Annotated in this window: 14 protein-coding genes and 1 riboswitch; of the genes, 10 read left to right on the top strand and 4 right to left on the bottom strand. The window is 41.3% G+C overall.

The genetic code is table 11. From position 1 onward, the window contains the following. Positions 1-29 precede the first annotated feature (29 nt). Positions 30-1190, top strand: coding sequence for a M20 family metallopeptidase (locus EV282_RS14945; RefSeq protein WP_130297018.1), 1161 nt, complete (start codon positions 30-32; stop codon positions 1188-1190). Positions 1191-1237: 47 nt separating this feature from the next. Here EV282_RS14945 and EV282_RS14940 read toward each other — a convergent pair whose 3' ends face one another. After that, positions 1238-1615, bottom strand: a complete 378-nt coding sequence (locus EV282_RS14940) for a hypothetical protein (RefSeq protein WP_130296557.1) — start codon at positions 1613-1615, stop codon at positions 1238-1240. A 191-nt stretch (positions 1616-1806) separates the two neighbouring features. Between EV282_RS14940 and EV282_RS14935 the strand changes: the two genes are divergently transcribed. Together EV282_RS14935 and EV282_RS14930 are read left to right on the top strand one after the other, a co-directional pair. Beyond that, on the top strand, positions 1807-3243 hold the full coding sequence (locus tag EV282_RS14935; protein ID WP_130296556.1) for an FAD-binding oxidoreductase: 1437 nt from the start codon (positions 1807-1809) through the stop codon (positions 3241-3243). Then, complete coding sequence (locus EV282_RS14930) at positions 3240-3812, top strand: MFS transporter (protein ID WP_130296555.1); 573 nt, start codon at positions 3240-3242, stop codon at positions 3810-3812. The genes EV282_RS14935 and EV282_RS14930 overlap by 4 nt, the downstream gene beginning before the upstream one ends. A gap of 443 nt (positions 3813-4255) precedes the next feature. Here the strand turns inward: EV282_RS14930 and EV282_RS14925 are convergent, their stop codons facing one another. Together EV282_RS14925 and EV282_RS14920 are read right to left on the bottom strand one after the other, a co-directional pair. After that, on the bottom strand, positions 4256-4756 hold the full coding sequence (locus tag EV282_RS14925) for a hypothetical protein (RefSeq protein WP_130296554.1): 501 nt from the start codon (positions 4754-4756) through the stop codon (positions 4256-4258). 21 nt (positions 4757-4777) lie between these two features. Further along, positions 4778-5014: a transporter suffix domain-containing protein gene (locus EV282_RS14920; RefSeq protein ID WP_130296553.1), complete on the bottom strand. Its 237-nt coding sequence runs from the start codon at positions 5012-5014 to the stop codon at positions 4778-4780. A gap of 213 nt (positions 5015-5227) precedes the next feature. Between EV282_RS14920 and EV282_RS14915 the strand changes: the two genes are divergently transcribed. The 5 genes from EV282_RS14915 (at position 5228) to EV282_RS14895 (ending at position 8952) form a co-directional block, all read left to right on the top strand. After that, positions 5228-5734, top strand: a complete 507-nt coding sequence (locus tag EV282_RS14915; RefSeq protein WP_165389482.1) for an NUDIX hydrolase — start codon at positions 5228-5230, stop codon at positions 5732-5734. After that, positions 5735-6136 (top strand): HIT family protein, encoded by a 402-nt coding sequence (locus tag EV282_RS14910; protein WP_130296551.1) that lies wholly within the window; start codon positions 5735-5737, stop codon positions 6134-6136. A 56-nt stretch (positions 6137-6192) separates the two neighbouring features. Next, a complete protein-coding gene (locus tag EV282_RS14905; RefSeq protein WP_130296550.1) occupies positions 6193-7038 on the top strand; it encodes an aldo/keto reductase in 846 nt (281 codons plus the stop codon). Positions 7039-7225: 187 nt separating this feature from the next. Continuing rightward, the gene (locus tag EV282_RS14900) at positions 7226-7888 is read left to right on the top strand and encodes a type 1 glutamine amidotransferase domain-containing protein (RefSeq protein WP_130296549.1); all 663 of its coding nucleotides are present in this window, start codon (positions 7226-7228) and stop codon (positions 7886-7888) included. Positions 7889-8142: 254 nt separating this feature from the next. Continuing rightward, positions 8143-8952: an alpha/beta fold hydrolase gene (locus EV282_RS14895; protein ID WP_130296548.1), complete on the top strand. Its 810-nt coding sequence runs from the start codon at positions 8143-8145 to the stop codon at positions 8950-8952. 8 nt (positions 8953-8960) lie between these two features. Here the strand turns inward: EV282_RS14895 and EV282_RS14890 are convergent, their stop codons facing one another. Beyond that, positions 8961-9662 (bottom strand): DUF421 domain-containing protein, encoded by a 702-nt coding sequence (locus EV282_RS14890; RefSeq protein WP_130297017.1) that lies wholly within the window; start codon positions 9660-9662, stop codon positions 8961-8963. A gap of 143 nt (positions 9663-9805) precedes the next feature. Beyond that, a riboswitch (SAM riboswitch) is annotated at positions 9806-9920 on the top strand. 236 nt (positions 9921-10156) lie between these two features. Between EV282_RS14890 and sfnG the strand changes: the two genes are divergently transcribed. Continuing rightward, positions 10157-11245 (top strand): dimethylsulfone monooxygenase SfnG, encoded by a 1089-nt coding sequence (gene sfnG, locus EV282_RS14885; RefSeq protein ID WP_130296547.1) that lies wholly within the window; start codon positions 10157-10159, stop codon positions 11243-11245. Positions 11246-11639: 394 nt separating this feature from the next. Then, positions 11640-12986: an aspartate aminotransferase family protein gene (locus EV282_RS14880; protein WP_130296546.1), complete on the top strand. Its 1347-nt coding sequence runs from the start codon at positions 11640-11642 to the stop codon at positions 12984-12986. The last annotated feature ends 5 nt before the right edge of the window (positions 12987-12991 follow it).

The following is a 12991-nucleotide window of genomic DNA, read 5'->3' as shown; positions in this document are numbered from 1 at the left end:
TCAGTAGATTGGCAAACTATCATGATGAAATGGTGGAGATCCGCAGACATCTTCATCAAAATCCTGAGCTGTCATTTGAAGAAGTGGAAACACCAGCATTTATTGCAGCTTATCATGAAAAATTAGGATTAGACGTTCGAACAGGAGTTGGCGGAAGAGGAGTAGTAGCAACATTAAGAGGAGGTAAGCCAGGTAAAACCGTCGCACTGCGAGCTGATTTTGACGCACTTCCCATTCAGGAAGAAAACGATTCTCCTTATAAATCAAATGTTCCGGGAGTGATGCATGCTTGCGGACATGATGGTCATACAGCTACACTTCTTGTCTTGGCAAAAGTATTAAACGAAATGAAAGATGAGCTCGAGGGAAATGTTGTATTTATCCATCAGCACGCTGAAGAATTAGCGCCGGGCGGAGCGATCGTCATGATCGAGGACGGCTGCCTGGACGGGGTTGACGTCATTTACGGAACACACCTTTGGGCAACGATGCCAACGGGAACGATCGGATACAGAACAGGTCCAGTGATGGCAGCTGCTGATTCTTTTACAATTAAAGTTCAGGGAAAAGGCGGACATGGAGCACAGCCTCATAAAACGAAAGACAGCATCGTGATCGGAGCGCAGCTTGTTTCAAATCTGCAGCAAATTGTAAGCCGCCGAGTAAATCCGCTGGATGCCGCCGTTGTATCGGTCGGTGCGTTTGAAGCGAAAAATGCTTTTAACGTAATCGCCGATTCAGCGAAACTTACTGGTACGGTTCGAACGTTTAAAGAAGATGTGCGTGTTGCGATCGAGCAAGAGATCGACCGTATTGCAAAAGGAACGTGTCTCGCAGCAGATGCGTCCTATGAATATGTATTTAAACGAGGCTATCCAGCAGTCGTGAATCATAAGGAAGATACAGAGTTTGTAGTCGATGTCGCTAAAAAAGTGCCGGGTGTGCAAGAGCTTGAGGAGATCGAACCGCAGATGGGCGGGGAAGATTATGCGTATTATTTAGAAAAAGTACCTGGTACCTTCTTCTTTACAGGTGCAGAAGATACAGCTTGGGATGAGACATACCCGCATCATCATCCGAAGTTTAAAATCAACGAAGATGCGTTATTGGTTGCTGCAAATCTATTAGGAGCTGCAACACTGACCTATTTAAAGCAGAATGCAGCAGAAAAAGTCGGTTTAGCCAAATAAATATAAAAAAGCCCCCGTTGAGGGGCTTTTTTTTTTAGGGAATACTCCTACTCCCAGCAGCTGTCAGTATTATTTTCCTTACACTTCTTAGACTTTTTACAAGCTTTCTTTGAAGACTTTTTAGACTTCTTTCCTGAAAGCCCAGAATCTAATAATGAACGAAGTGCTTCTACAGTAGCGCCAGAGCCTGTCCCGTCAGCAGCAGCAACTGGAGTAGAGGCACCATCAGTAAGTTTTTTGCGAAGCTTCTTTCCAAGCAACTCATTAGAATCTAAACCATTTGCAGCACCTGCAGCAGCACCTGCACCTTTACCATTTGGAGATTCAGAACCACGAAGTCCCTTTCCACCTGTACCGTTTGATTCACATCCACGACCTTTGCCGTTTGGAGACTCTTCGTTACGCTTTTTTCTTTTAATGCTCATTTAGTATCACCCCCACTATTACTATATGAATCAGGGATATGAGTGCTTGTACTTATCACCATTTTTAAATTTTTTTATATAAAACGCTATGAAAAATGCTAGATTAAGGAAAAAAATTCTTGCTGTAAAAAGAGATCCCTTTTATAATTAAAGTGTAAATTTACACTAATTTTGAAAAGGCGGTGCAAGGGATGAAAGTAAAATGGATAATACTTTGCTTGCTTATCTATGGAACTGCCTTTTACTCTAGTTTGCATGTCTATTCTCGTCAAAGTGTGACAGAGTCTGCAGAAGATGCAGGAAAATTACTGCCGGTTAAAATAAAATATGTTCGAGATGTTCATACAACGAAAGACATTCAAGGATGGATAAAAGAAGCGCGCGAAAACGGTGAAACAATCTCGATTGCTGGAATGCAGCACAGCCAGGGAGGTCATACATTGTATCCAAATGGCACTCTGCTGAACATGACTGGCTACAGCAAAATTTTAAAATTTAATCCTCTAGATAAGAAGATTACGGTGCAATCAGGTGTGACATGGGCTGACATACAAGAAAAGATAAATCCGTATGGCCTATCAGTTAAAGTGATGCAATCACAAAATATTTTTACGGTTGGCGGATCGTTAAGTGTTAACGTACACGGGCGTGATATTCGATATGGTTCCTTAATTGATTCGGTAGATTCTTTTAGACTATTAACACCAGATGGAACTATAATAAATGTCAGCCATAAAGAGAACAGCGATTTGTTTCCCTACGTAATAGGCGGATATGGATTGTTTGGAGTCATACTGGATGTAACTCTTGAACTTGCAGAAGATGAGCTTTATCAGCATCGATCAGGAGAAATGGATTACAGCGATTATGAAAACTATTTTAAAGAAAAAGTGAAACAAGATGATTCAGTGAAGATGCACCTTGCAAGGATATCTGTAGCACCTGAAACTTTTCTTAGAGAGATGTATGTAACGGATTATGTCCTGGCTGATCAGCAAGATAAGAAAGAAAAGCATTCAGAATTAAAAGAGGAACAAATTATTGCGCTGCCTAAATTTATGCTAGGTGTATCTCGATACAGTGACTGGGGAAAAGACCTTTTATGGGAGACACAAAAGGAGTACTTTCTTAAAAATAACGGTAAATATGAGACGCGCAACAACGTGATGCGTTCAGACAGTGGATTTATGGAGTATGAGAATCCGAATCGGACAGAAGTGCTGCAAGAATACTTCGTACCTGTTGATCAATTTGCTGAGTATATCACTGACATAAGAGCGATTTTAGAAAGAGAAGACCTGAACTTATTAAACATAACCATAAGATATGTAGGCCATGACGAGGATGCCGTTCTATCTTATGCCACAGATGATATGTTTGCTCTCGTTTTATTAATAAATCAAGGAAGGGCAAAGCAGGATATCGAACAGACAGAAAGAGTTTTGCAAAAATTGATTGATGTGACGTTAGATCACGATGGAAGCTATTATTTACCGTATTATTCGTATCCTTCAGATAAACAGTTAAAAAGAGCATATCCTCGCATTGAGGAATTTTTTGATAAGAAAAGAGAGTTCGATCCTGAAGAACGCTTTAAAAATCTTTTTTACGAGAGGTATGGAAAATGAACTATCGAACATTCGTAGCATCTCAGAGTATTTTAATGACGGCTAGCTCAATGGTGTTCCCCTTTTACTTGCTCCTCATTAGAAATATAGGTGACAGTTATTCACAGTTCGGATTGGCTTATGGACTCTTTGCGCTTACAGCAGCACTGACCCATCCTTTGATCGGAAGACTATCAGATCGGATAGGTGATCGTTTATTAATGCTGTTATATACGTGGGGAATGGCGGGAGTAATGATTATAGTTCCGATCATTGATACGATATCAGCGCTATATTTTTTACAGATCACAATGGGTATTTTAGGAGCGGTACAGAAAACCACTGAAAAGACAGCACTTGCGAGACAACCGGCAGGACAACATACCGGACAGAAAATAGGAAACTACCATTTATGGACGAGTGTATGGGGAGCTGTTGCCGTGATGGCAACTGGATATCTAATAGATTTCCTGACGATTGGAAGCCTGTTCTATATCGCTTCCTTCTTATATATGGTATCTGCTGTGATCTTAATGAGATCTAATTTCATTTTGAAAGACCAAATGAAAGAAAAACCCGTGCAGCCATAAGCTGACGGGCTTTAGTATAAAGAAATTTGAAGGGGTTGATCTCCTCCCCAGGATGCTCGCTTTCCGCGGGGCGTGCGGTGAGCCCCCTAGGCTTTTCAAGTCTGCAGGGTCTCACCTGTCCCGCTAGTCCCGCAGGACAAGGAAGGCTTTGACAGCGTTACATCGCACGAAGAAAATGTGATTTTCATTTTCGAGGAGTCTCGCACCTTGCGCTCCAATCAACTATTCAGCGATGTAAAAAACAAAACATCTAATAGCAAATCTATCAGAAAGCAGATAAGAAAAACCAGCTAATGACTATGCTTTGCATAGCAAGCACAATAATCTTTTTCCCTGAGGGCTGAGTTCCGGGATTGAGTATTCTGCTAAAAATGGTTTCAAACGTAAGCACGATCAAGAAAGTATAAATAAAACCTAAAAGGATTTCCTCCATCTTTAGCTCCTTATTTCATGGAATCTGCAATGTTTAACATATCTTCGGTTGTCCATGGATTGTTCGTCTGTGGAACCACATCCAATGTAATCTTATAGGTCAACTTCTTATTTTTATCCGACCAGACTAATTCCCGGGTATCCACATGATTCATTCTCATATCAGCAATAGAACCATCTTTTAGTTTGTATGACAGCGGTAAGTCAGGATCGATATTTTCAACTCTATTAAAATAGGTAGCAACAGATAAACGCGCATTGCTGTTTTTATGATATACGACTTCTGCAAACCTTGGCTGAAATCCGGCATTCTTTTCAACTGTGGAGGAGATGATATCAGGTATGAAAGGCAAATGGCTTGGAATTTTCACTTGGGATAATTCTTCGTCTGGAAGAGTGTTTAATTCTTTCTGAATGTCAGGGTGTTCCTTCATCAAGTTTTCAAGTTCTGGTGAAGGTGATGAGCAACCGAACAACAACAGCAGAGTAACGATTCCAGCAAACCGTTTCATAGAATTGCCTCCTAAGTGGTGTTAAGAGGGATCATCCTCTTTTGCTTTCTTACGCCAATACTTTTGAATGAACTTTTTAACGATATCTTTCCCAGCTAACAGTGCACCGAGCCAGAAAAAAACTTCTCCTCCAATAAACAGTGCACTCACGATGCCTGTCTTCGCGGCAGCACTTAATGATAGAAAGGGAATAATGGGGATACAAATCCAAAGGACAAATGAGAGAACGATAAGTATAATTCCTGTTTTCTTTTTCATTGTGGAAAACTCCTTTATATATGTCTAGTTGGTCATACGAAAATGTTTTCATAAAAGTTCCCACATATCCAATTTCAGTATACGACCACCTATTTTTTCCGACAAGGAGGAAAATAGTTAAATGGTCTAAATTTCCAATGTGTTCAAAGTTGTAAAAGTTTCCAAGTTTGGATAATGTTAAGAGGACACTGGTTTAAAAAGGTGGGGGACCGATTGAAGAAAGAGCTTGTATATCAGAGCAGAGATAAAGAAATTGAAGTTTTTGAAGATGAGTTTGGCAAGATTACTTTAAAAGAGATACCACACGAAGCAGCTGTAATGGTTGCCCTTGAAAATAATAGTCTAATATTGATCAGTCAATTTCGGCCAGCTGTGGATGAAATCATTATCCAGCTTCCTGGTGGTGGAATGAACCTTGATGAAAAACCTGAAGAAGCAGCTAAACGTGAATTTCTTGAGGAAACAGGCATTGTGTGCGGGGACGTTGCGTATCTAGGCAGCATTCAGCCGAGTGCATGCTACAGCAATGTTATTACACACGTCTTTTTTACGAAGGACATTCTGGAATACAGATCTCAGAAGCTTGAGAAGAAGGAAGCATCAATTCAGGCTTTTCATATTCCGGTAGAGCGGGCATTCCGTAATATTGAACAAGGAATCTGGAAAGACAGCGAGATGGCTCATGGATTGCTGCTTGCACGATTGAAGGGATTGATCTAAATGAGCTGTTTAGGATGCGATTTAGCGAATGCGAAACTGCCAGTACATACTGTATATGAAGATGAACTTGTAAGTTGTTTTCTGGACATCGATCCTTTTAATGAAGGACATACATTAATATTGCCGAAAAGACACGTGAAGGAACTGACTGAATTAACTCATGAAGAAACACTTGCTGTTATGGATGCTGCAAAAATGATCTCTGAAAAGTTAAACACTTGTTTAAAACCTGATGGGATTACAATCAATCAAAATGGGGGAAAATTTAGTGATCTGACTCATTTGCACATGCATGTCATTCCAAGGTATGAAAACGACGGGTTTACGTGGAGTGAGTCGACGATTCAAGATAGTGCTCACAAGAGATTAGCTGAAACAGCGGAAAAGCTTTTAAGAGTCTAATCTTTTTATCTGTGAGATGAAGTGTGCCACAATGATGACTAAGGAGGGATTCGTTTATGGTTACGAGTGTTCATGATCGTGCAGTATTACATAACGGGGTTCAGATGCCTTGGTTAGGTCTAGGAGTTTATAAAGCAGAAGATGGTGATGAAGTCATCCAGTCCATTAAATGGGCTCTTGATGCGGGTTATCGAAGTATCGACACAGCCAGTCTATATAACAATGAAGCAGGCGTCGGTCAAGCTATCGCTGAGTCAGATATTCCGAGAGAAGATCTTTTTATCACCACAAAGGTCTGGAACACAGACCAAGGCTATGACGAAACACTGGCGGCTTTTGATGCGAGCTTAGAGAGGCTTGGGCTGGACTATGTTGACCTTTATCTCATACACTGGCCGGTTCCAGGCAAGTATAAAGAAACATGGAAAGCTCTTGAGAAGATTTATGATGAGGGCCGCGCAAAGGCTATTGGTGTCAGTAACTTTAAGCAGCATCATCTCGAGGATCTGATCGCTGATGCAGAGATCAAACCGATGGTGAACCAAGTGGAGTATCATCCGCGTCTCACACAAGAAGATCTTTTAACCTACTGCAAACAGCAAGGAATACAGCTTGAGGCATGGCGTCCTTTATTAAAAGGTGAAATTTTTGAAGAACCAACCTTGGTGGAGCTTGCCGAAAAGCACAATAAAACCGTTGCACAGATTATACTAAGATGGGATCTTCAAAATGGAGTTGTAACGATTCCGAAATCGGTAACGCAGCACCGTATTGAAGAAAACATTGATATCTATGATTTTGAGCTGACGAATGAAGATATGACCCGGATTTCTGCACTTAATCAAGATAAACGAAACGGTGCAGACCCCGACGATCCTGAATTTTATAAGCAGTTTGAATAAATATAAATGCAGTCTTTCCGTTAAGGAGGGGCTGCTTTTTTTACGGCCAAGAAAGGTTGATAGCCAAAACTCTAAATGCCAGAGAACTAGTTGGAAGAGAAAAAATCAGATCAGACGATGCCCTTAGTTTTAAAAAAAGAAATACGGGAAAAATGATATACGTAGATGACAGAAAGGAAGTGCTAATATGACGAAGCGTATGTTGATTGTCGTAACGAACCACCAAAATATTGGAAATAATAAAACTGGCCTGTGGCTTGAGGAGTTTGCCGTACCTTATAACGAATTTCGTGATAAAGGATACGACATTACGGTAAAAAGTATTGATGGCGGAAGCATTCCTTTAGATCCGAACAGTTTAGAAGGTGTCGAGAAAGATCAATATAGTGAGGCACTATCACTCCTAGAGGATACCGCTGAACTAAGTCCGGATGATGCAGTAAGCTATGATGCAATCTTCTTGCCAGGCGGTCATGGAACAGTCTTTGACTTTCCAAAAAGTGAAGCTTTAAAAGAAGTGGTAAGCCAGATGGCGCAGACAAATAAAGTGATCGGAAGTGTTTGTCACGGACCTGCAGGACTGACGACAGCCACATTAAAAGATGGAACGCCAATTGTAAAAGGAAAAACCGTCACAGCCTTTACCGATGAAGAAGAAGAAGAAATGCAGCTGACGAAAGAAGTACCATTCTTGCTCGAAACAAGACTTCGTGAACTTGGTGCAGAATTCCAGCGTGCGGGTAAATGGGAAGATTTTGCCGTGACTGACGGAAATCTTGTTACAGGGCAGAACCCGCAGTCCAGCCGAAGTGTAGCACTTCGCATGATGGAAGTGCTTGATAAAAAGTAACATATAAACGATTGAAACGGCCAGCAATTGCTGGCCGTTTTTTTAATATAAAAAAGGGACAGCATTTTTTATCTGTAGTTTGTAAAAAATTGGATAAATCTCTGTAAGTGTGGAATTAGTAGAGATTACCACAGAATAATTCCTCATTACCCTGGATAAATCAGCTATTACCCTGTAATGATGATTCGTGTAATTCACCTATCTGGTAAAGTTGAGTATTTTATTAAAGAAATTGGAAGTGTGGGGGAATATGTGTGGGCTATTATATTCGTGTGGAGGAAAACGTAAGGATTTATGTGGAAGATGTTAATCCTGGCGGTGAAAAAACGATTCTTTTTATTCATGGATGGCCAGCAAATCACAAGCTGTTTGAGTATCAGTTTAATCAGCTGCCATCGATGGGTTTTAGGTGCATCGGAATTGATCTTAGAGGATTCGGCAGATCTGATAAACCTTATTCGGGTTATTCATATGATCGATTAGCAGATGATATCTTTGCAGTTGTACAGACATTAAAAATCATGGATTTCACGCTTGTCGGGCACTCAGTCGGAGGCGCGATCTCCATTAGGTATATGGCTAAACATAGCGGCTATGGTGTTTCAAAGCTTGCTTTGCTTGGAGCAGCTGCACCAAGTTTTACAAAGCGCCCAGAATTCCCGTTCGGTCAGACTGTTGAAGAGGTGAACACTTTTATCTCTGATACGTATATAGACCGGCCTAAAATGCTTCAGGGATTCGGAGATATTTTTTTCTATAGATATGCAACGGCTCCATTTTCGGATTGGTTCTTTCAGTTAGGTTTAGAAGCTGCAGGATATTCTACTGCAGCTGTGTTAGGATCGCTGCGTGATGAGAGCCTATTTAACGATCTAGGTAAAATCCAAGTACCAACTCTTATTTTGCATGGTGTTCATGATCAGGTCTGTCCTTATCCTTTAGCACTAGCGATGAATAAAGGAATACGAAATTCGAAACTTGTTCCGTTAAATAACAGCGGGCACGGACTTTTTTGGGAAGAATGGGAGAAAGTAAACAAAGAACTTTCACAGTTCATAGGTTAAAAACTTTATCATTTGTAATACATCACATGAAGATGTTCATGGTGATCGAGTGTAGCGAGCAGAATATCAGGCAATTTCGTATTCTGTTTTTGAAGTTGTTCCAATAGCCAGGCCTCATTTTTTCCTGTTTCCGAAAGCTCTTGCTGATTGATTTTTCCTTCTTTAATAACAACTTGAGGATAATCGAAAGGCTTTGGAGGCAAGTTTAAATCTTTTTGAATAACAGTTTGGTATTGCGGCTGTAAAAATGAAGTAATGGTCCCGTTAGATTCAAACAAAGCGAGTGCGACTTCTTTAATGTCTATTACCCTATGTTTTCGCAGCTCAGAAAATAAAACGTCTATTGAAATTCGGGCTTTTTTGAGGTTTTTATATAGAATTTGGCCATTCTTTACTAACGGAATTGGCGCAGGGTCTATTAATTTTCTCAGTGGGTGCCAATGCAGACCGGTCATGGTTGTACCCACATAAAGAACAACCAGAACCGTCATTGTGATAAGGGAACCTTTAAGACCAAGATGCTGGTCAGATAGGGGATGGGCAATGATGTTTCCAAAGATAAGAGCCATTATGAAATCTAATAAGCGTAGCTGTGAAAAAGAACGCTGTCCCATCAATTTGACAGCAAACAGCATAAAGAAGAAGGCAACGATTGCCCTTAGGATCCATTCGATCGCCAATAAATTCTCTTGCGCTTGATAAAAATCCAGCATACTAGCACCCCGTCCATTTCTGATGCACTTAGTATGGTCGTAAAAAATGACTTTTTAACCAGAAAACAATTATAAAAATAATTTGACTATTCACACCGGTATGCTACAATCAATTTTAAATTAAAACTTAATCGAATTTTTTCTTATCCAGAGAGGTGGAGGGACTGACCCTGTGAAGCCTCGGCAACCAGCACAAAATTGTGCACGGTGCCAATTTTAGAGGAAGCTTATGATTTTAAGCTCCGAAGATGAGAAGCAAGCGGGTATTATTTTCGTTAATCCAACCCCTTCGCTCTTTTCTTTGAGTGAGGGGGTTTTATTATTTTAAGGAGGTGTTAGGCATTAAAAAAGGAGTGAAAGTATGGCAGTACTTTCACCCCGGCTGCGATATTCACCCCTTGAGGAGGGCTTCAGAATCGCTTAAACATTTTACCATGTGAAGCGAAATGTCGTCCAATTCAGGGATTATAAACCTTGAGGAGGAAAAGAGAATGAATGAATTAAAATTTGCGTATTGGGTACCGAACGTTAGCGGAGGGTTGGTTGTATCTAAGCTGCCGCAGGAAACAGATTGGACGTTTGAAGCGAACAAACGCTATGCCCAAATCGCAGAGGATTCCGGATTTGATTTTGCACTTCTTCAGACGCGTTTCTTTGCAAGCTATGGTGCTGAATATCAGCTGGAGGCGGCCACGCTTGCTGCAGCTTTGGCGAGTGTTACTAAAAAGATAAATCTTATCTCAGCTGTTCATCCAGGGCTTTGGCATCCTGGTGTATATGCGAAGATGATGGCAACACTCGATAATATCTCTGGCGGCCGAGTGGCGATCAACGTCGTAAGTGGATGGTTTAAAGGGGAGTTTACCGGATATGGAGAACCTTGGCTGGAGCATGACGAGAGATATCGCCGTTCTGAAGAATTTATTAGTGTTATAAGAAGTCTTTGGACAGAAGAAGAGACAACGTTCAAAGGTGATTTTTACAGAATTAATGGAGCGCCGCTGAAACCAAAGCCTGTTCAAAAGCCGTCACCGCCAATTTTCCAAGGCGGTAACTCAAAGGCTGCAAAAGAGATGGCAGCAAGAGTTTCGGATTGGTATTTCATGAACGGAAACACGACAGAAGGATTCAAGAATCAGATTGAAGAAGTGAAGGCTTTGGCAGAGAAAGAAGGCCGTACTTTGAAATATGCGGCAAACGGATTTGTGATTGTAAGAGATACGGAAGAAGAGGCAGTTCAAGTTCTGCGTGATATTGTCTCAAAAGCTGACGTTGAAGCGGTTGAAGGATTTGGTGAAGCCGTAAAAGAAGCGGGACAATCGTCTAAGGAGAAAGAGGGAATGTGGGCAAATTCTACATTCGAGGATCTCGTCCAGTATAATGATGGATTCAAAACAGGTCTGATCGGAACTGCTGAACAAGTGGCAGACCGCATAATCGAGTTGAAGCAGCTTGGCGTTGACCTTATTCTGACAGCCTTTTTACATTATGAAAATGATTTGAAAGACTTTGGAGAGAAAGTGATACCGCTTGTGAAAGAAAAAGAAGCTCGATTGAAAGAAGAGGGAGTGCTTGTTTAATTTTCTTTTAAGTGAAAAACATGTGAAAAGGTCGCCATTTTTGGCGGCTTTTTTTATTGGAGGTAAATGTAGTTAGGGTTGCTTTTTTGCTTTTAAAGAGTATTGGAAGAGGGTGGACGACCGTGTAATCAACACATTTGTTGAGAACGTGTCTGCTTAAACTGATAAAAGAAAAGCTTAAGGGATGCATCTTGTACATTCTCACGAAATCAAGCCAAAACACAAGGTCTTTAGACCCATTCATCGCTATTGGTCTTAAAAATATATGGAAAGAACTTGGGGAAAATTTATCATTGACGATGATAATCATTATCATTTAAAGTGATACATGTAATTAATAATGAGAATCATTTTCATTGACCTGAATTTAATTAAATCTTAAGGAGGAGCAAACATGAGCACCTTACAAATAGACATGAACGAACTTTACCTTAAACAGCAGGAAAAACGGGAGTCGAACGCGAGGTCCTATCCAAGACGCATCCCCATCGCAATAGAAGAAGCGGAAGGAATCTATGTGAAAGATGCGGACGGAAGAAAATTCATAGATTGTCTGGCAGGGGCAGGTACGTTGGCACTTGGCCATAATCATCCGGTCGTGATCGATGCGATTGAAAAAGTGCTTCATGACAAGCGCCCATTACATACACTGGATTTAACGACGCCAGTAAAAGAAGAGTTCGTAAGTGAAGTGTTTGATAGTTTACCAGAAGAGTTTGCGAAACGTGCGAAGATTCAATTCTGCGGACCGACTGGCGGAGATGCTATAGAAGCAGCTATCAAACTTGTAAAAACAGCGACAGGAAGAAGAAGCATCCTATCTTTCCAAGGTGGCTATCACGGAGCAACACATGGAACGATGGCTCTTTCCGGTAACTTAGGACCCAAACAGAACGTGCAAGGTTTAATGCCAGATGTTCACTTTATGCCATATCCGTATGAGTATCGCTGCCCGTTTGGAATGGGTGGGGAAGATACAGGGAAGATCAGCGCTACTTATATTGAAAACCTTTTGTATGATCCGGAAAGCGGAATCCTTCCTCCAGCAGCTATGATCTTGGAAGTTGTTCAAGGAGAAGGCGGATCTATTCCTGCACCAGTTGAGTGGCTGCGTGAAATTCGCAGAATCACAAAAGAACGCAACATTCCGTTGATCATTGACGAGGTTCAAACCGGAATCGGCCGAACAGGCGAATTGTTTGCATTCCAGCATGCAGATATCGTTCCCGATGTTGTTGTTTTATCAAAAGCTATCGGAGGAAGCTTGCCGTTATCTGTTGTGATCTATGACCGCGAGCTTGATAAATGGGGACCTGGTGCACATATCGGAACGTTCCGAGGCAACCAGATGGCGATGGCAGCAGGAACGGCCACACTTAAGTACATCAAAGAAAATAACTTGTCAAAACATGCAAAAGAACTCGGAGAAAAGCTAATGCTAGAACTCTCAATTCTTCAAAATGAGGTTCCGGAGATCGGTGACGTTCGCGGACGAGGCTTAATGGTTGGAGCGGAAATCGTGAATCCGAAAATCCCGTCCGGTCAAAAAGGAACATTTGCAGCGAACCCTGAACTGGCGAGCCGCATACAACGAGAATGTTTTAATAGAGGCTTGATTTTGGAAGTCGGAGGCAGACATGGAAGTGTCATTAGATTCCTGCCGCCTCTTATCATTACGGAAGAACAGCTTGATGATGTGATCGCAATATTTAAAGATGCGGTAAGAGCCGCGCTCAAATAGGGGTG

Source organism: Fictibacillus sp. BK138, assembly GCF_004216955.1.
Taxonomy (GTDB): domain Bacteria; phylum Bacillota; class Bacilli; order Bacillales; family Fictibacillaceae; genus Fictibacillus.
The sequence above is the reverse complement of the archived record's forward strand: the minus strand, read 5'-3'. Positions and strand labels throughout refer to the sequence as shown.